At 35.0% G+C, this 19,088-nt stretch carries 14 protein-coding genes and 1 pseudogene; 11 read left to right on the top strand and 4 right to left on the bottom strand.

Going from position 1 to position 19,088, the window contains the following annotated elements:
• Positions 1-50: 50 nt before the first annotated feature.
• From BWD121_RS02860 to dprA, 4 genes are read left to right on the top strand one after another with little or no spacing between them, the layout of a single operon-like run.
• Complete coding sequence (locus BWD121_RS02860; protein WP_078663311.1) at positions 51-1,016, top strand: aspartate carbamoyltransferase catalytic subunit; 966 nt, start codon at positions 51-53, stop codon at positions 1,014-1,016.
• A complete protein-coding gene (locus BWD121_RS02855) occupies positions 1,013-2,317 on the top strand; it encodes a dihydroorotase (protein WP_078663310.1) in 1,305 nt (434 codons plus the stop codon). Before BWD121_RS02860 ends, BWD121_RS02855 begins: the two co-directional genes overlap by 4 nt.
• Positions 2,318-2,325: 8 nt before the next feature.
• Positions 2,326-2,976: a glycerol-3-phosphate 1-O-acyltransferase PlsY gene (plsY, locus tag BWD121_RS02850; protein WP_078663309.1), complete on the top strand. Its 651-nt coding sequence runs from the start codon at positions 2,326-2,328 to the stop codon at positions 2,974-2,976.
• Positions 2,933-4,165 (top strand): DNA-processing protein DprA, encoded by a 1,233-nt coding sequence (gene dprA, locus BWD121_RS02845; protein WP_078663308.1) that lies wholly within the window; start codon positions 2,933-2,935, stop codon positions 4,163-4,165. Before plsY ends, dprA begins: the two co-directional genes overlap by 44 nt.
• Here the strand turns inward: dprA and BWD121_RS02840 are convergent.
• Positions 4,095-4,301, bottom strand: a complete 207-nt coding sequence (locus BWD121_RS02840) for a hypothetical protein (RefSeq protein WP_078664053.1) — start codon at positions 4,299-4,301, stop codon at positions 4,095-4,097. The two genes, dprA and BWD121_RS02840, sit on opposite strands and share 71 nt — an antisense overlap.
• A gap of 247 nt (positions 4,302-4,548) precedes the next feature.
• Between BWD121_RS02840 and topA the strand changes: the two genes are divergently transcribed.
• The 5 genes from topA to BWD121_RS02815 all read left to right on the top strand — a co-directional run bounded on the left by topA (position 4,549) and on the right by BWD121_RS02815 (position 11,815).
• Positions 4,549-7,098 (top strand): type I DNA topoisomerase, encoded by a 2,550-nt coding sequence (gene topA / locus BWD121_RS02835; RefSeq protein WP_078663307.1) that lies wholly within the window; start codon positions 4,549-4,551, stop codon positions 7,096-7,098.
• A gap of 58 nt (positions 7,099-7,156) precedes the next feature.
• On the top strand, positions 7,157-9,433 hold the full coding sequence (gene rnr, locus BWD121_RS02830; RefSeq protein WP_078663306.1) for a ribonuclease R: 2,277 nt from the start codon (positions 7,157-7,159) through the stop codon (positions 9,431-9,433).
• Between the two features lie 431 nt (positions 9,434-9,864).
• Positions 9,865-10,032 carry a 50S ribosomal protein L33 gene (gene rpmG / locus BWD121_RS02825; RefSeq protein WP_007477349.1) on the top strand — a complete coding sequence of 56 codons (168 nt, stop codon included), beginning with the start codon at positions 9,865-9,867 and terminating at the stop codon, positions 10,030-10,032.
• Between the two features lie 531 nt (positions 10,033-10,563).
• Positions 10,564-11,136: a thermonuclease family protein gene (locus BWD121_RS02820; protein WP_078663305.1), complete on the top strand. Its 573-nt coding sequence runs from the start codon at positions 10,564-10,566 to the stop codon at positions 11,134-11,136.
• A 43-nt stretch (positions 11,137-11,179) separates the two neighbouring features.
• On the top strand, positions 11,180-11,815 hold the full coding sequence (locus BWD121_RS02815) for a uracil-DNA glycosylase family protein (RefSeq protein WP_078663304.1): 636 nt from the start codon (positions 11,180-11,182) through the stop codon (positions 11,813-11,815).
• Positions 11,816-12,375: 560 nt separating this feature from the next.
• Here the strand turns inward: BWD121_RS02815 and cobT are convergent.
• The 3 genes from cobT to glpD all read right to left on the bottom strand — a co-directional run bounded on the left by cobT (position 12,376) and on the right by glpD (position 16,792).
• Positions 12,376-13,374: a nicotinate-nucleotide--dimethylbenzimidazole phosphoribosyltransferase gene (gene cobT / locus BWD121_RS02810; RefSeq protein ID WP_078663303.1), complete on the bottom strand. Its 999-nt coding sequence runs from the start codon at positions 13,372-13,374 to the stop codon at positions 12,376-12,378.
• A gap of 507 nt (positions 13,375-13,881) precedes the next feature.
• Positions 13,882-14,862: a tRNA dihydrouridine(20/20a) synthase DusA gene (gene dusA / locus BWD121_RS02805; RefSeq protein ID WP_078663302.1), complete on the bottom strand. Its 981-nt coding sequence runs from the start codon at positions 14,860-14,862 to the stop codon at positions 13,882-13,884.
• A 406-nt stretch (positions 14,863-15,268) separates the two neighbouring features.
• On the bottom strand, positions 15,269-16,792 hold the full coding sequence (gene glpD, locus BWD121_RS02800) for a glycerol-3-phosphate dehydrogenase (RefSeq protein WP_078663301.1): 1,524 nt from the start codon (positions 16,790-16,792) through the stop codon (positions 15,269-15,271).
• A gap of 726 nt (positions 16,793-17,518) precedes the next feature.
• On the opposite strand from glpD, the pseudogene BWD121_RS02795 reads away from it, so the two are divergent.
• Both BWD121_RS02795 and accB read left to right on the top strand, forming a co-directional pair.
• Positions 17,519-18,375, top strand: a pseudogene (locus tag BWD121_RS02795) (DsbA family protein).
• A gap of 224 nt (positions 18,376-18,599) precedes the next feature.
• A complete protein-coding gene (gene accB, locus BWD121_RS02790; protein WP_078663300.1) occupies positions 18,600-19,085 on the top strand; it encodes an acetyl-CoA carboxylase biotin carboxyl carrier protein in 486 nt (161 codons plus the stop codon).
• Positions 19,086-19,088 lie beyond the last annotated feature (3 nt).

The raw sequence follows: 19,088 nt of genomic DNA, 5'->3' as shown, positions 1-19,088 counted from the left end.
TCAAACAAATACTTGTTTAAATTCTTTAGAGATCTCTAGAAAAGAATGCTATGACTCAAAATACTCTTTTTCCGATTTTTCCCTACCGTCATCTTTTAGGTATTAAAGGTTTAAATGTACAAGACCTTACCACACTGCTTGATCGTGCAGATGCAAATATTACTTTTTCTAAGACAATTGATAAAAAAAAATCCACACTATATGGACGTACTCAAATTAATCTTTTCTTTGAAGCCTCCACGCGAACACAATCCTCATTCGAACTAGCTGGTAAGCGATTAGGAGCCAACGTGATGAATATGGCTATTAGTAATTCATCCGTCAAAAAAGGAGAAACATTGATTGATACAGCAATAACTCTCAATGCAATGAATCCGGATATACTCATCATTCGCCATAACTGCGCTGGAGCAGCTGCTCTTTTAGCACAAAAAGTTGATTGTTGTGTCATTAATGCAGGCGATGGTGCACATGAACACCCAACACAAGCTTTATTAGATGCCCTGACTATTCGAAGAATAAAAGGACGTATTGAAGGATTAACTGTTGCAATTTGTGGAGATATCTTGCATTCACGTGTCGCACGTTCCAACATTATTAGCCTTAACGCTCTAGGAGCACGTGTTCGTGTTATTGCTCCTTCAACACTTCTGCCAACTAGAATAGCAGATATGAGCGTTGAAGTTTTTAACACAATGAAAGAAGGTCTTAAAGGTGCTGATGTTATCATGATGTTACGCTTACAACGCGAACGTATGGTAGGTGCCTTTATTCCTTCCGTTCGTGAATATTTTCATCATTTTGGTTTACATAAAGAAAACTTAGCTTATGCAAAAAGTGATTGCATCGTTATGCATCCTGGCCCAATAAATCGTGGTGTAGAAATTGCTTCTGAGATAGCAGATGGAGCACAAAGTGTGATCCACACACAAGTAAAAATGGGAATCGCTGTGCGCATGGCTGTTATGGAAGCCTTGCTCGATTCGCGTCATAATTGGAGTGGAGAAAAGAAATGACAAAACCTATGGTTTTTCAAAACGCTCGTATTGTTGATCCTTCGCGTGCAATTGACGAAATTGGTACAGTTATTATTGAAAATGGACTGATTATAGCTGCTGGAAAAGAAGCTCTAAATCAAGGAACACCCGAAGGTGCAGAAATTATTGATGCGCAAAATAAAGCGATTCTACCTGGACTTGTTGATGCACGAGTTTTTGTTGGTGAACCAGGAGCTGAGCACCGTGAAACAATTGCTTCAGCTAGCCAATCTGCGGCAGCAGGAGGTATTACTTCCTTCCTCATGATGCCAGATACACAACCAGTTATTGATAATGTGGCACTTGTTGAATTTATTACGCGCACAGCGCATGAAACGTCATTGGTCAATATTTATCCTGTTGCTGCTATTACCCAAGGTTTAAGTGGACAAGAAATTGCTGAATTCGGTTTATTAAAAAACGCAGGTGCTGTTGCTTTTAGTGAGGGAAAAAAAACTCTTCAAAATTCATCTGTTATGCGGCGTGCAATGACTTATGCCCGTGATTTTGATGTTACTTTGATTCATGAAACACAAGACAAAGACCTTATAGGTCAAGGTGTTATGAACGAAGGTCTATTAGCAAGTTGGCTTGGTCTTTGTGGAATTCCGCGTGAAGCAGAAATCATTCCATTGGAAAGAGATTTACGACTGGCTGCACTAACACAAGCACGCTATCACGCTGCACAAATATCAACAGCTATGTCTGCCGATGCTATTCGTTTAGCAAAACAGAATAATACAAAAATTTCAGCCGGCGTATCTATTAATCATTTATCCCTTAATGAAAATGATATCGGCGAATACCGTACCTTTTTCCGTTTAATGCCTCCACTGCGTGCAGAAGAAGATCGTATAGCAATGATTGAAGCAATAAAAGATGGAACAGTCGATATTATTGTTTCTTCCCATGATCCTCAAGATGTTGATACAAAACGCTTACCATTCCAAGACGCTCAAGCAGGTGCTATTGGCATGGAAACTCTCTTAAGTGTAGCTTTACTCCTCTACCACAATGAAATGATATCTCTTTTAAGACTGACTGAACTCTTATCAACAGCACCTGCAAAACTCTTCGGTCTCGATGCAGGAACACTCATAAAAGGTGCTAATGCAGATCTTATTTTAGTTGACCTTGATGAACCATGGATACTATCTTCAGATATGCTTCATTCACGTTCAAAAAACACACCATTTGAGAATACACACTTTCAAGGACGTGTTATCCAAACACTTGTTAAAGGCCAGTCAGTGTTTAAGCTTGATCAACAAACTAAATGAGACTTTTGATGAGTGAAATAGAAGCGCTTTTTCAAGTTCATACAGGATTTATTTTTCTGATATCTTACCTTATCGGTTCTATCCCATTTGGATTGCTTTTCACACGCTTTGCTAAACTTGGCGATATAAGGACAATTGGTTCTGGAAATATTGGAGCGACAAATGTTTTACGTACAGGAAATAAAACAATTGCAGCTCTTACTTTTCTTTGCGATATTCTAAAGGGAACTTTTGTTATTCTAATTGCAAAAATTCTAATTTATCGAATAGAAGACACTATTCTAGCAGTGCACAACATTATTATTCTAGCTGGTTTTTTTGCCTTCTTGGGGCATCTTTTTCCCATATGGCTCAAATTTAAAGGTGGCAAAGGTGTTGCTATTTATCTAGGTATATCTTTAGGATTTTACTGGCCATCAGCAGTTGTTTTTATCGTCATCTGGATAGGAATTTTTCTATTTACGCATTATTCTTCATTATCCGGGCTTATTGCTGTTATTATTGTTCCAATTTTTATTTATTTTTTTTCTCCTTACTTCTATGCTCATTGCATAATGGTAATAATGAGCATACTTGTGATTATAAAACATCATATGAATATTGGTAGATTATTCGTTGGGAAAGAAAGTAAGATTGGCACTAAAAACAGAAATAAATAAAGGGATTCCACTTACTGATCACCAACGTTTAAACTGGTTGCGGTTATTACGTAGTGAGAATGTTGGGCCTGTTACCTTTCGTAATTTAATTGATCATTATAAAACAGCAGAAAATGCTTTGGCGGTACTTCCTGAGCTTAGTAGAAAAGGTGGTCGTTGTGCACCTATTCGAATAGCAACGTTAGAAGATGCTGAAAAAGAGATGCAAAAAGCTGAAAAATTGGGTATTCGTTTTGTCGGCGTAGGAGAACCAGATTACCCAGCATATCTTAAGGTAACAGAAGCATCCCCACCACTCATTACTATAAAAGGCAATGTTTCAGTTTTTCATAAATTCTCCGTTGGGATTATTGGCTCTCGAAACGCTTCGGCAGCAGGTAAGAAGCTAACTGCTCAATTTTCTCATTTTCTTGGTAACGCTGGCTTTATAACCATTTCTGGGCTTGCACGTGGAATTGATAGTATTGCTCACCAAACAAGTTTAAAAACAGGTACCGTTGCAGTTATGGCTGGCGGAATTGATCATATTTACCCTCCTGAAAATAAAAAACTTTATGATGATATTATCACGAATGGTGGAGCAATTATTAGTGAAATGCCTGTTGGTTGGAAACCACGTGCTATCGATTTTCCAAGAAGAAATCGTATTATTGCAGGTTTATCGCTTGGCCTCTTAGTAACAGAAGCGGCTATGCGGTCAGGATCCTTAATTACAGCTCGTCAAGCTGTTGAAATAGGACGATTAATTTTTGCCATTCCCGGTTCTCCACTTGATCCAAGATCAGTTGGTACAAATAATCTTATTAAAGAAGGTGCTTTATTGGTTACACACCCTTCTGATATTATAGAAACACTTACACCATTAGTCTCAAATACTGTAAGTTCTCAGCTCAATCTTCTTGAAAAAGAATATTCAATTCAATTTCAACAGGAAGGTTTTAGTTCACCTAATACAGAAACTGATAAATCTACTTCTATTAGAAATGATTCAGAACGCTTAGCTGTTCTTTCAGCTCTTTCAACAACTCCAATTGATCTAGATACATTAAGTAGTCATTCAGATATTCCTTTACAAAACCTTTACCTGTTATTGGTTGAACTTGAACTTGCTGGGAAGCTTATTCGACACTCTGACGGTTGTGTGTCATTGTCGACGTTGAATCTTCCCCAAGCCCCTCAGAGCTATTAATAACACTTTGCCCCTCTTTGGCTACCATATCCAAGAGTAATGCTAAAAGTGGACTATGAGCTTGACGCGCCATTTGACTCATTTGTTTTGACATATCCGTGATATAATGGATAACTTTTAAACGATTTATACGCATATTTTTTTTATCCTTGAGCATTCTCCCCATCTCTCAATAGATGTTATCTTAATATTTTACCGCGTACTTTTTTATATTAGCCACGGAAAATAAGTTATGCGATCTCTTATAAAGAGTATTTTAAATAATAACAATCAAAAGTTGTATAATATAGTTTTTTTTATGTGTTCTTGACTAATTGCCATTAGCTATTCATTTGAAAGGAGTTTATACAGAGAATTTTTTATTTTAACATTCGGATAAAATCATGGATATCGTTATCGTCGAATCTCCAGCTAAAGCAAAGACAATTAATAAATATCTTGGACCTCAATATAAAGTAGTAGCCTCATTCGGGCATGTGCGTGACTTGTCTGCAAAAGATGGCTCTGTTCTACCTGATCAAGATTTTGCCATGAAATGGGATATTGATACCACTTCTGCAAAACGTTTAAACGAAATAGCAAAAGCCGTTAAAGAAGCTGATAGCCTTATTTTGGCAACCGACCCCGACCGTGAAGGAGAAGCCATTTCATGGCACATCCTTGATGTTCTTAATCAAAAAAAAGTTTTAAAGGATAAACCTGTTAAACGGGTTGTTTTCAATGCAATCACAAAAAAATCTGTACTTGATGCTATGAATAATCCGCGTGATATTGATATATCGCTCGTCGATGCTTATCTTGCGCGCCGTGCTCTTGATTATCTCGTTGGTTTTACACTTTCACCTGTTTTATGGCGTAAACTACCAGGTTCACGTTCAGCTGGTCGCGTTCAATCGGTTGCTTTACGTATTATTTGTGATCGCGAATCAGAAATAGAACATTTCATTAAAGAAGATTATTGGTCGATCACAACATCATTAAAAACGATTCGAGATGATAATTTTTACGCGCGACTGGTAGCATTTAACCAAGAAAAGCTTGGAAAACTTGATATTAAATCCTTAGAACAAGCAGAAAAAATCCGCTCCATGCTGGAGGAGGCAGAATATCGCACTTTAAATATTGAAGCAAAACCTATCAAAAGAAATCCTTCCCCACCATTTACAACATCCACGTTACAGCAAGCTGCTTCTTCAAAATTAGGTTTCTCTCCTTCTCGTACTATGCGAATTGCCCAAAAACTTTATGAAGGTGTTGAAATTAATGGTGAAACGTCAGGTCTTATCACTTACATGCGTACAGATGGTGTACAAATGGCAACAGAAGCCATTGATTCAGCACGAAAAGTGATTAAAGAGTCCTTTGGTAATGACTATGTTCCTGAAAAACCACGTTTTTATTCAACAAAAGCAAAAAATGCACAAGAAGCGCATGAAGCTATTCGCCCAACAGATTTTCAACGCAACCCCAATCAAATACGCAATTTTCTTGATAATGATCAAGCAAAATTATATGAATTGATATGGAAACGCGCTATTGCAAGCCAAATGTGTTCTGCTGAAATTGAACGTACAACAGTCGAAATTCAAGCGATTCAAGGAAAAAATAATGCCAATTTGCGTGCAACAGGGTCTGTTATTCGCTTTGATGGTTTTATTTCTGCCTATACCGATCAACGAGATGAAGAAAATGGTGAAGATGATGAATCAGCGCGCCTACCCCACATCAACGCTAATGAAGCACTAACAAAAGAAAAAGTTGAGGTAACTCAACATACCACAGAGCCCCCTCCCCGTTATTCTGAAGCTTCATTAATCAAAAAACTTGAAGAATTGGGTATTGGCCGCCCTTCAACTTATGCCTCTATATTAGCGATACTTTCTGAACGTGGCTATACTGTAACTGATAAACGAAAGCTTGTTCCTGATGCTAAAGGACGTATTGTCACAGCTTTTCTTGAAAGTTTCTTTAATCGTTATGTAGAGTACGGCTTTACAGCAAATCTTGAAGAAAAACTCGATCTTATATCGGATGGAAAACTAGCCTGGAAAGACGTTTTACATGACTTTTGGAATGAATTTAATGCATCCGTTACTGATATCCAGAAATTGCGTATAACACATGTCCTTGATGTCTTAAACGTAATATTAGCGCCTCTTGCTTTTCCCACACGTGAAGATGGAAGTGATTCCCGATCTTGCCCTCTTTGTACAAATGGCCAGTTATCGCTAAAACTAGGGCGTTATGGTGCATTTGTTGGCTGTTCCAATTATCCCGAATGTAAATATACACGCCAACTTGGTATAGATACAAGAGAAGAAAATGAAGTTGTGCGCAGTGACGAGCCTCTTGTACTTGGCGTTGATCCTGAAACGAGAAAAGATATCTTTCTTTGTACTGGTCGCTTTGGTTCATATATTCAACTTGGTCAGGATAAAGGAGCCAAACGTGTAGGGCTACCAAAAGAGTGGGCAAAAAAAAATATTGATCTTAATCAAGCCCTATCTTTGCTATCTCTTCCCCGTGAAATTGGGATTCATCCTGAAACGGGAAAAATAATCACAGCCACAATTGGGCGATATGGCCCTTATCTTGCTCATGACGGAAAGTCTGCAAATCTTTCTGATATCAATGAAGTCTTTGAGATTGGCATCAATCATGCTGTTACACTGCTAGCTGAAAAACAAGAAAATAAAACAAAACGGGGCCGGACAGTACCTGAAGCACTCATCACATTAGGTGAGCATCCAGAGGGTGGAACTGTCACTGTGCGCGATGGACGTTATGGTTTGTATGTAAATTGGGGAAAAATCAATGCAACATTACCAAAAGATAAAGATCCCGCTGATGTAACGCTTTTAGAAGCATTAGATCTTCTCTTAGCCAAAGCATCTGCCCCTAAAAAAGGGCGAAGAGTGAATAGGAAAAAATAGTTACGCAGAAAAAGATAGCATTGAAAAAACTTTTTCTAAGATAAAAGAGGCATAAATTTTGATTAAAGGTCAGAAAAAAACAAAATATCTTCAGTCTTCTTACACTGAACGACTGCCTAATAAAGCAGAAATTTTGTCCTTTATTACTGACAATCCTTGCCTATTAAATAGACGCGAAATCGCTAAGGCTTTTAATTTAAAAGGCGATTCTCGTCGTTGGTTGAAAAATATGCTCGATCAGTTGAAGGATCCTAGTTCTATATCAAAAAAACATAAGAAAATAACGACTCAAGAAAGATTGCCGCCTATTACTTTAGTTAAAATAAGTGCATTAGATAATGATGGAGGTTTTATTGCGCAACCTCTTGAATGGAAGGGTGATTTAAAACCAAATATTGAAATATCTCCTCGCTATATAAAAAGAATCAGTATTAGTCTTGGAGATCACTGTCTTGTAAAAATTTTTCGAAATAAAACTCCTCAAAGTTTTTCCTATACAGGGCGTATTATCCGTAAAATTGATAAGCAAGAAAGAACTATGCTCGGCATAGTAAAAAAATTAGAAAATAATCAATGGCAGCTTTGTTCTATAGACCGTAAAACTAATGATCTAATTATTGAAACCCCCTTAGATGTTGACATAAAATCGGGTGATCTCGTTGAAGCTGAAATTAGAAAAAATACGACTCACAGATCAAAAAGTGCAAAAATAAAAAATATTTTGGGATCTATCAATAGTGAAAAAGCACTTTCAATGATCGCACTTATTTCAAAAGGAATTCCTTATGTTTTTCCTGAAGAGGTCTTGAAGCAAGCCAAAAGTGCAAAACCTATTGTCAACACAACAAATCATGAAGATTGGCGACAGTTACCGTTTGTTACAATTGATCCACCAGATGCAAAAGACCATGACGATGCCGTTTATGCTGTAAAAGATGAAGATCCTGCAAATAACGATGGTTGGATTATCACTGTAGCAATCGCAGATGTCTCTTATTATGTAAAAACAGGAAGTGCTTTAGACCAAGAAGCATTGAAACGAGGCAATTCTGTTTATTTTCCTGATTGCGTTGTGCCAATGCTTCCTGAATACATCTCTAATAATTTATGCTCTCTTCTTGAAGGAAAAGACAGACCTGCTTTAGCTGTTCGTATGATTTTTGATGCAAATGGCAACAAACGTAAACATAGTTTTCATCGTATTATTATGCGTACGGTAGCTAAACTATCTTATCAAGAAGTACAGTGTGCAATTGAAGGCAATACAAATGAAAAAACGGCCCCTCTTCTTGAGAATATCTTGCAACCATTGTGGAGTGCTTATATCAAACTCAAAATTGCACGCAATCGTCGAAAACCACTTGAATTAGAGGTACCAGAAAAAAAGATCATTCTTGATCAAAATGGGCATATTAAAAATGTTGTGGTTCCACCTCATCTAGAAACACATCGCTTAATTGAAGAATTTATGATACAAGCTAATGTTGCAGCCGCGGAAACATTAAAAGAACATCATCAGCCCTTTATTTATCGCGTTCATGACAAGCCATCTCTCGCAAAACAAGAAATATTACAGAATTTTCTTCAAAGTTTAGGGATATCATTTTCTCGAAAAGAAGAACTTACATCAGAACGATTCAATAACATTCTTGCACAAGCCATTAATACACAACAACAGGAATTGGTTAATCAGGTTATTTTACGCTCACAATCTCAGGCTGAATATAATCCTGAAAATATAGGTCACTTTGGCTTAAATCTGCATAACTATGCACATTTTACATCACCAATCCGCCGTTATGCTGATTTGATTGTTCATCGAGCGCTTATTAAAGCCCTACAATTAGGCGATGACAAACTAACAAATGCACAAGAACAAAATTTAACAGCAATCGCTATGCAAATTTCTGCATATGAACGTCGCGCAATGATGGCCGAAAGAGAAACTGTTGATCGGCTTGTTGCACATTATTTGGTTAATAAAATAGGCCATTCATTTAAAGGTCGCATTTCTGGAGTTACAAAAGCAGGTCTTTTTATTTCACTGGACAAACTAAATGCAGACGGCTTTGTGCCCATTTCCACACTTAAACGTGATTACTATCATTTTGATGAAACACAACATACCCTTATAGGAAAATGGAGTTGCAAAGGTTATCAACTTGGCGACGAAGTAGAGGTAAAACTTATAGAAGTACAGCCTCTTGCTGGTGCTTTATGTTTTGAAATATTAACACAACCTCATTCGTTTACTTTTTCATCCACTTCCTATCGTAAAAACAAATTTACAGCAAAAAAACGGGAACGTAATTCCTATAAACAAAGACGATATTGAAACAATAAGATTAATTTCTGGAAACCCTGCCCTACTTAGATTCTGCCCTGCTTAGATTAAGTGTTAACATTAAAAGTAGAAACACAATTTGCTTTACTGCTAATGACTAGACAGATTTTTTTTAAAATAACATCATTAATTATAATGAAATCACAATAATTACCGTAGACCATTTTCGATCCAGAATTAGCATATCTATTGAAGCAACTTTTATTGCTCAAGTAACATAATATTTAAAAATTTTGATTTTTCCTCTACGATGATTTACTTCCTTGACTGATATAATAATCTACACTTACCTGATAAGAAAACTAATCAAGTCTTGACTTTTTTTATAACATCCGTAGTGTTGGCAATGAAATATAATTGCATCAAAAATGAGTTCTGAGAGCAAAATAGTATCATTTTCAGTTTAATAGGATCCTTATATTATGGCTAAAGCAGCAACTATTAAAATCAAGCTTTTGTCAACTGCAGATACTGGTTTTTTCTATGTAACAAAGAAAAATAGTCGCACAATGACAGACAAAATGAGCAAACGTAAATATGACCCAATTGCTAGAAAACACGTTGAGTTTAAAGAAACAAAAATCAAATAATTGATTTCATCCATTTAAATTGTAGTGCTGTTTATTTCTGCTAATTATACAAACACACTTAAAAAACACTAATAAGTGTTTAGCGTTTTTAAAAAGCTTTATCTCACAGCTACTATTTAAAGTAAAATTGGTTAAATAATTAGTTTGTATTTTGCTCTAAGTGATAGCGGTTTATCTTGCCAAAATTCCATATAATTATTAGATATTTTGCTATTTATTATGGCAAAAGACTTTTTATATTGAAGGTGGCAACCAAGGTTGTTCAACTAAAGCTATTTAAATAGCTCAGACAAATGGAATTTTTTCATTGTATACGTAAAGTTATAAGAAAATAAACTCTGTTAGTTAACGAACAACATTACAAATTTAAATACTCAAAGGAATTTTTAGTCGCATAACATTAATACTAATGGGTATTGCTCCCGAGATATTTATTATCATAATGATACAATCAGCATTAAAAAATAAGATAATTCCACAATATAAAGTATATCTTGACTTAATCGAACACATTATGATATTAATTCTTCTATGAGAAATAATGCTTTTTATTTTAATCTAAGTGACTTTTATCGGAAAGTTACAGTTTTAAGTACTCTTACAGTTGTCAGTGTTTTCATCAATGTAGCGACTAACGTGGGGTGTGCTTGGTCGCGACCTCAAGAAGTGGCTTCTGCTTTAACAGAATCCGTTACGGGAAATGCGATTGTTATTGATGGTGATTCAATCAGAATTGGTGATGTTATGATCCGACTTGTAGGAATTGATGCTCCTGAACTGCGTCAATTTTGTGGTATGGAGACAGAGCGTTACCCATGCGGCATTAAGGCCAAAGAGCATTTACAAAAACTTATAGCAAACCAATTTGTTACATGTCATTGGGATAAAAAAGACAAATATCAGCGTGTGCTTGGTACATGTAGAACAGAAAAAGTCAAAAATATTAATGCAAAAATGGTACGTGATGGGTGGGCTATAAGTTACTATGGTTATACTTACCAGAAAGAAGAGCAAAAAGCCAAAGCACAAAAAAAGGGTATATGGCAATCATATTTCCAACAACCGCAAGAGTGGCGAAAAGTTCATCCTTATATAAAAAGATAAAATTATTGCTTTTTTGTAATGCTGTCATTAATTTTTATCTACCATGACGCAACAAAAATGTGAGCAAATTGTTAAATTGGGAGAGCAAATTCGTTCTTGTCGTGTTTGTGTTGAACGCCCACATTATTTTCCCCCTCTTCCTCATGAACCAAGGCCTGTTGTCTATTTATCCAACACAGCTTCTATTGCAATCGCGGGTCAAGCCCCGGGGTTACGTGTTCATGAAACTTCTATTCCTTTCAATGATCGTTCTGGAGATAGATTACGTAATTGGTTAGGTGTAACAAGCGATGAATTTTATGATAGATCTTTATTTGCTATTGTTCCCATGGGATTTTGTTTTCCTGGCTATGATAAAAATAAATCTGATTTACCGCCAAGACGCGAATGTCAAGAGATATGGCATGAAAAAGTATTTCAAGCTATGCCACAAATAAAGCTTGTCCTTGCTATTGGAAATTATGCACAAAAATGGCACATTGCAGGACTTAAACATAAAACCGTCTCAGAAACCGTTAATGATTGGAAAAACATTCTTTCTATCCGTCAACCTCGAGGATATAATGTCATGCCCTTACCCCATCCATCATGGCGAAATACTTTTTGGCTACAACAACACCCATGGTTTAATGATGAGCTGATCATATATCTTCGTCATTTGGTGCGTAAGTTTTTATAATTTAGTATTGAAGAAAAAAGTATAAATTACCTTGATCTAAATTTATTTTTCGCAAGAAAATATCACTATTGTCTGTCTTCAATGTTACCTTAAAAAATGATTTTTATAACTCTTTTCTAGCACAAAATTTAACAATTTTAATTTAACAATTCTAAAAACAGTATTATTTAATGTTGTGTTGCTACTTTTTCTTTTTTAAAACAAGCGTATACATCGCAGTTTTGCCTACTTGACACAACAAAATCGTGAACAACCCTAATATCTTTTAAAACTAATATCTTTCAAAAATTGTGTAAAAAATTTTGTGGAATGCTTAAATTTTATCAAATAAGTATGCAATACTCACTACTTATTGCGTTTTACGATTCCAATATTAAAACTGTAATGGCTTTTACAAAAGATTTTAATTGTTAAATTGACGTTCTGCAACTTCCCTCCTCTTTCATAAATAGAATTAACCGGATAGGCAAATTTCTTGATTATATAAAACAGTAGAAAAGATAAATGAGTGAAATTCTTAAAGCTCTTCTCGATATTTATCGATCATATTATTATTTTTTCTAATTTTCTTGTTCACAAGTAGTCATTTGTGCGTGGGTTAAAAGAGCAGCCTTGACCACACCAGCAGCCATAGCTGCACCTGTTCCTTCCCCAAGACACATTCTTAAATCTAAAAGCGGTTCTTTTCCAATTTTTTCCAAAAGTTTACAATGAGCTGGTTCAGAAGAAATATGACCAATAATAATGTGATCAAGTATCCTTGGATTCATTTTATATAATATTGCCGCTGCTGCTGTTGCTACAAAACCATCCAAGATAACCGGAATTTTTTCCATTCTTGCTGCTAAGATAGCACCCACCATCGCTGCAATTTCACGCCCTCCTAAACGACGCATAATTTCAAAAGGATCATTTAAATAACCCTCATGCAAAGAAATCGCTGTTTTTATTGCTCTCACCTTGCGTTCATAAAATTCCCCTACAGATCCCCTACCAGACTCAGCCCATTCTTCAACTTCCCCACCAAATAAAGCTAGACATAAGGCTGATGCTATTGTTGAGTTACCAATTCCCATTTCACCTACACACAAAAGATCTGTTCCTCCAGCAATTGATTCCATACCAAATGCCATTGTTGCAGCTGTGTTACGTTCACCCATTGCAGCATCTTTAGTAATATTCATTGTTGGGCACTCTAGAGCTAAATCGAATATCTTTAGTCTAAGATTATAAGCCACACAGATCTGATTGATGGCCGCACCACCAGCAGTAATCCTTCTTACTACCTCCTGTGTCATAGATTGCGGAAATGGTGTAACATTTTCCTCGACAACACCATGATTACCAGAAAAAATAGCCACTAAAGGTTGCGCTATAATCGGCTTTTCTTCACCTCTCCACCCTGCATACCAAACCGCGATATCTCCCAACTTTCCTAGGGCTCCCTGCGGCTTTATTAACTTCTCCTGCCGTTTTCTAGCTAAAATCATAGAAAACTCATCAGCACTCGGTAAGTTTGTTAATAATGCGCGAAAATCATCAAATGGACTGCTGTTCATAAAAGTATCTTTTTAAATCTATAGCGTATCAATAAAATTTTATCTTATAAACAGAGTATAAATAATTCGTTGTTTTTTTACAGTATAAATATATTACGTTGTTATTAAAGTAATGACTTATCTTTATTTAAAAATTATTTATTCCTAAATGTTGATAATATTACTAATGATGCGATTTATTTTTATTATCTGTACACTACTCATAACATCTATAACTAGCTTATTTCAAAAAAGATAAGCTCACCGAGCTTATGGATTTCTTATCGTGAAAATATTCCAAAAATCGTAATATTTTAGCATTTATTACATCTGCATTTATAAAAAAGTCTTCACATCTTCTCGTCCAAATTTTAACAAAGTTTCATTATCATAAATGGATAGTATTTAGTTTTCTCCTCTTCCAATTATTTAAAATAATCACAAATTATATATAAATTACAATTTATAAAATGAATTAATTAATGTATAATATTAAAATAGAATTTTAGAGTTGCAACGAAGCTTATCCTAAATACAAGCAGCAAAAGCTTCCTTTAAAACGGACACACCTGCATCTCTTCTTGTCGCATCATTTGATAATATTTGCCGCCACCGACGTGCACCATTTCTACCATGAAATAAATTAGTCATATGGCGTGTCACATGAGAAAGACGTCCACCTGATGCTATATGTTTAGCAGCATAATCACACATAGCATCAATGAGATCACAATCACTAAAATTGTTTTGCGGTTCACCATATATTTTAGAATCAATGGACATAAGTAAAGCTGGATCATGATAAACTTGCCGTCCCACCATGGTGGCATCACATAATTTTAAATGTTCTTTGACTTCATCAATTGATTGGATTCCACCGTTTATCCCAATAAATTTATGGGGATATTTACGTTTTAATCTATAAACTCTTTCATAATTAAGTTCTGGAATACCACGATTTTCTTTCGGACTTAGCCCTTTTAACCACGCTTTGCGTGCATGCACCCAGAGTGCATCACAGCCTGCATTCCACACTTGATTAGCTAAAATATCTAAAGCTAATTCTTCATCTTGTTTGTCTACACCAATACGACATTTAACAGTCACAGATATGGTCACAGCCTGCTTCATTGCTTCTACAGCCCTTGCCACAATATCAGGATGGAGCATCAAACAAGCACCAAACATACCTGCTTGAACACGATTTGATGGACAACCAACATTGAGGTTTATTTCATCATATCCAAAGTCTTCTGCAATTCGCGCTGCTTCTGCCAATTTTTGCGAATCCGATCCACCTAATTGCAATGCAATTGGGTGTTCTTCATCACTAAAAGCCAATAGTCGTTCACGAATGCCATGGATTGCAGCATCTGCTACAACCATTTCAGTATAAAGTAGCGCTTTTTTGGTCAAAAGACGATAAAAAAAACGACAATGCCGATCCGTCCAATCTAGCATTGGTGCCACTGCAAATTTTACTAATGATGGAGAGCTATACAACGTCATAAAAGCATTACTCATACATTTTTATAGCATTTTATTCATGTATACGAGCAATGTCTTTTTTCCTCTTTATAATAGTTCTATCGTTTTTTATCGACTGAGGATATAAAAACATGCTTTAGCCTTTATACCTAATACTTATTACCTTTTTTAAATTACCTAAATTTTGTTAAAAATAAAAAGCATTGTTCTTCTTCATTACATACAGCTAAATTCGCTTTACTATTCCATATTAACCCATGAAGTAACCGCTACCTAAAACGCACCTTCTCTATTTTTTCACAACACATTTTCACTACTTTTAATATCTAAAGATCTTTTGATCCTCAAAAAATAAAAGCAATACTATTATAGTATCTTAAAAATTATCTCGGTATAAATATACTAAAAATACCGCAATTTTAGTTAATCAACTAAGATCTATAATTTTAATCAATCTTTTTTTATTCTCTATATAAGCAGCAAGAACATCAGTTTCTTGTTTATTCAATAAAAGTCCAAGTTTTGAACGACGCCATAATATATCTTCACACGTCTTAGCCCATTCCTTTTCCATTAGCCATTTGACTTCTACTTCATAAAGTCCATGCCCAAAATCTTTTCCTCTATCTGCCTTACCGTTAGCAAATATTATGAGTGCTTCTGTACCATAGGAGCGAGCAAGCCTGCGCCATGTAAATGCATCTAAATCTGGAAGTAAAAGAGCAATCTTTTTTTCAATCATATCCAATTGATCACACGGAAAATCACCACCAGGTAGTACTGAATTTATTGTCCACGCTATCCCCTTAGAACCAAGCGCCTTTTCAACAAACTTCATTACATCTTCAGCTAATTTACGATAAGTTGTGATTTTACCACCGTAAAGATTGAGAATTCGTGGAGCATTTCCTACACCCATTTCTTTCAAAACATAATCACGTGTAGTTTCTTGTGCTTTTGTAGCACCATCATCATAAAGCGGGCGAATACCAGAATAGCTCCACACAATATTTTCACGTAATATTGGTTGAGCAAAATATTCATTTGCTGCTGCACAAATATAGTCAATCTCAGCATTACTAATACGGATATCAGTAAGATCACCTTGATAGTCACAATCTGTTGTCCCAATCAATGTAAATTCTTCCTGATACGGAATAGCAAAAATAATACGGCCATCACTATTTTGAAAAATATAAGCACGATCATGAGTATAAAGGCTTGGAACTACAATATGAGAACCTTTGACAAGCCGCACTAGTGAATGCTCTTTATAATCTAAAACATTGATTAAAATATGATTGATCCAAGGTCCTGCCATATTTGCAATATAAGAGGCAGAAACGCAATATTCTTGATTATTCAACTTATCATGAAGTGTTATTAGCCATTTTTCTCCCTCCATTTTTAAGGATACAACTTCTGTGCGTACTTTTATGTCAGCACCCCTCTTTTTTGCATCACGTGCATTGGCAATAACTAAACGAGCATCATCTACTGTTGCATCAGAATATTCAAAACCTTTACTATAAATTTCTTGAAGTGGAGTGCTAAATTCTCTTGAAAAATCAATCTTTTTGCTACGCCATAGTTTTTGATTCCAACCACCAAGATAGTCATAAAGGAAAAGCCCAAAACGTAACACCCAAGCAGGACGCATTCCTTTATGATAAGGAAGAATAAAACGCAAAGGACGCACAATATGTGGAGCCATATTCCAAATAATTTCTCGTTCCTTTAACGCTTCACGAACAAGTCTAAATTCATAGTGTTCAAGATAACGAAGACCACCATGAATAAGCTTTGTTGATGCACTTGATGCACCCGATGCAAGATCATTCATTTCGGCTAATCCAACACTAAAACCACGACCTGCTGCATCTCTTGCCACTCCACATCCATTTATCCCACCCCCAATAATAAACAAATCATAATGCGTTGTGGCTTTCATAATTTCACTTTCACATAAAATTTATTTTGCTTCACTGTGCTCAATAGAAAAAATAATTAAAATCAATATGGACTTATTTTAAACCAAATATGATTTATTATTTAATATAACCCTTATCGATACCAGAATAAATTAAAATGACATTAAACAAACAAAGAAAACATCACCGTCAAGCTATTGTAAAAACTAAAAAATATAACTTAAAGAGCATAGATATATTAGAGCAAGAAAATAAACTATCTAACAAACATTTTAATGGTCAATATTTTATGTAAAGCATCGCAGAAATATTTATATTTCTTCAAAAATTTTTGCAAAATCTGCATTGTTTTTGCCATATTTTAAAATAACTATAATATAAAAAGCATTATATAATATACATATAGTATTTAAAAACAGTTTTTGAATTAAAGTGCACTGTGGGTATTAAGACTAGAGAATATTCTATTTTTTGCGTTTATTGTAGGCTTTTCAACATAAGAAATAATATTATTTTGATTTTGATAAACAAAATATTCTAATTTTTACACAAAAAAACTAACCTGAATAAAAAATATAACTACTGCAAATTATACGTTATAGAATAATTTTTCACAGCAGTAAAAAAGCAATTGATGTTATTTCTATTACCCACTAAGTTTATGCTATGATTCAATGTTTTGTTGCGTATACATAATAGTTTCCATATAGTTTATAGATACTCTATTAAAATACAAAGATATATAGATGATACATCAGCTTCAACACTTAACAACAACATTCATTGCAAAATTTTCAATGATAATCATGTTAAGTATTTTAATTTGCTTACCTTTATCAAATTTAAAAGCAAAAGAGACAACATTAAATAATTCAATCACAGAAAGCCTTAAAATACAGCTTCTGGAAGATTCTACTTTTTTATCCAAACTTAGTGAAAAAATAACACCACGTACAAATGATGATTACATCCGAGAGATTGTAAAAGACTACCTTCTTAAAAACCCAGAAATTATGATCGAAATGCAGCTTATCCTTCAAGAAAAGTTGGGGGGGATAGAGGAACAACAAGCTTTTGTTATTAAATCACTAGAAAAGGAAATTTTTCAATCTCCTCACGATGCTGTTTTTGGAAACCCAAATGGTAAAATAATACTCGTTGAATTTTTTGATTATAACTGCAATTTTTGTAAACGTTTCTATTCTAGTATGGTAAATTTAATAAAAAATACCCAGACTTGCGAATAATTATCAAAGATTTACCCATTTTAGGTCCTGATTCGATAGAAGCGCATACAATTGCTTATGCCTTCCGAAAACAATTTCCAGAGAAATATTTCCAATTTTATAAAGAACTTTTAACTGGTCAGAACCGTGCAAACAAAGCCAAAGCTATAAAAATAGCGGTTTCATTAGGGGCAAATGAAAAAGATTTGCATAAAGCAATACAAAACCCTAACATAAAGAAGTCCTTTAAAAGAAATATTCAAATTGCTTCTACATTAAATATTAATGGTACTCCCTCTCATATCATTGGCGATAAAGTATTCATTGGAGCTGTAAGTGAAGATATTTTAAAAGAAGCAATAGAGAGCATACAATGAAACCCTTTTTTACCCCACTAAACCTATTGAGAGATGGAAAATACATTTTCTAACTTCCTCTTTTTTGTTAACAGGCTTATAAATGTGATTTTGTTGAGCAGAATAAACTAAAACTGCAAAGTGTAATGAAAATGCCAAACAAAAGGCAATGAATTGCCTAGAGACATTTGAGCATAAAAATATAAGCCGCGATGATCTTTATCGATCAAGGAGTTATAAATAAAATGGCAATAAAAAAAATGGACGCGACTAAACATACTGAAATTAATATGGAACTTATCCGCGACCTTGCTAAAATTTTGAATGATACGAATTTAACTAATATTGAGCTTGAACAAGGTGGACTTCGTATTTGTGTATCACGCCAAAACACTCCAGTTGCTCCTGAACAGACAATTTATGCATCTATTCCCGCTCCTACTGTAACTTCTTCTTCAAACTTAACGGCTACAATCCCAACAAAAGAAGAGCAGTCAAATAACGCAATAACATCTCCAATGGTTGGTACTGCATATCTTGCACCCGCACCTGGTGCGCAACCTTTTGTAGAAATAGGACAAAATGTTTCTGAGGGTCAAACATTGCTTATCATTGAAGCAATGAAAACAATGAATCATATTCCATCACCACGCTCAGGTACTGTGACCGCTGTTCTTGTCAAAGATGCTCAACCAGTTGAGTTTGATGAACCACTTATTATTGTTGAATAAAGC

The organism is Bartonella sp. WD12.1 (assembly GCF_002022415.1).
In the GTDB taxonomy this organism is placed as follows: Bacteria; Pseudomonadota; Alphaproteobacteria; order Rhizobiales; family Rhizobiaceae; genus Bartonella.
This window is presented reverse-complemented; position numbering and strand designations above follow the sequence as displayed.

What these genes read in the sequence shown, in the direction of transcription:
- BWD121_RS02860 (WP_078663311.1), top strand. Translation starts at nt 51, where the DNA reads ATGACTCAAAATACTCTTTTTCCGATTTTTCCCTACCGTCATCTTTTA.
- BWD121_RS02855 (WP_078663310.1), top strand. Translation starts at nt 1,013, where the DNA reads ATGACAAAACCTATGGTTTTTCAAAACGCTCGTATTGTTGATCCTTCG.
- plsY (WP_078663309.1), top strand. Translation starts at nt 2,326, where the DNA reads ATGAGTGAAATAGAAGCGCTTTTTCAAGTTCATACAGGATTTATTTTT.
- BWD121_RS02840 (WP_078664053.1), bottom strand. Translation starts at nt 4,301, where the DNA reads ATGCGTATAAATCGTTTAAAAGTTATCCATTATATCACGGATATGTCA.
- topA (WP_078663307.1), top strand. Translation starts at nt 4,549, where the DNA reads ATGGATATCGTTATCGTCGAATCTCCAGCTAAAGCAAAGACAATTAAT.
- rpmG (WP_007477349.1), top strand. Translation starts at nt 9,865, where the DNA reads ATGGCTAAAGCAGCAACTATTAAAATCAAGCTTTTGTCAACTGCAGAT.
- BWD121_RS02820 (WP_078663305.1), top strand. Translation starts at nt 10,564, where the DNA reads ATGAGAAATAATGCTTTTTATTTTAATCTAAGTGACTTTTATCGGAAA.
- BWD121_RS02815 (WP_078663304.1), top strand. Translation starts at nt 11,180, where the DNA reads ATGACGCAACAAAAATGTGAGCAAATTGTTAAATTGGGAGAGCAAATT.
- cobT (WP_078663303.1), bottom strand. Translation starts at nt 13,374, where the DNA reads ATGAACAGCAGTCCATTTGATGATTTTCGCGCATTATTAACAAACTTA.
- dusA (WP_078663302.1), bottom strand. Translation starts at nt 14,862, where the DNA reads ATGACGTTGTATAGCTCTCCATCATTAGTAAAATTTGCAGTGGCACCA.
- glpD (WP_078663301.1), bottom strand. Translation starts at nt 16,792, where the DNA reads ATGAAAGCCACAACGCATTATGATTTGTTTATTATTGGGGGTGGGATA.
- accB (WP_078663300.1), top strand. Translation starts at nt 18,600, where the DNA reads ATGGCAATAAAAAAAATGGACGCGACTAAACATACTGAAATTAATATG.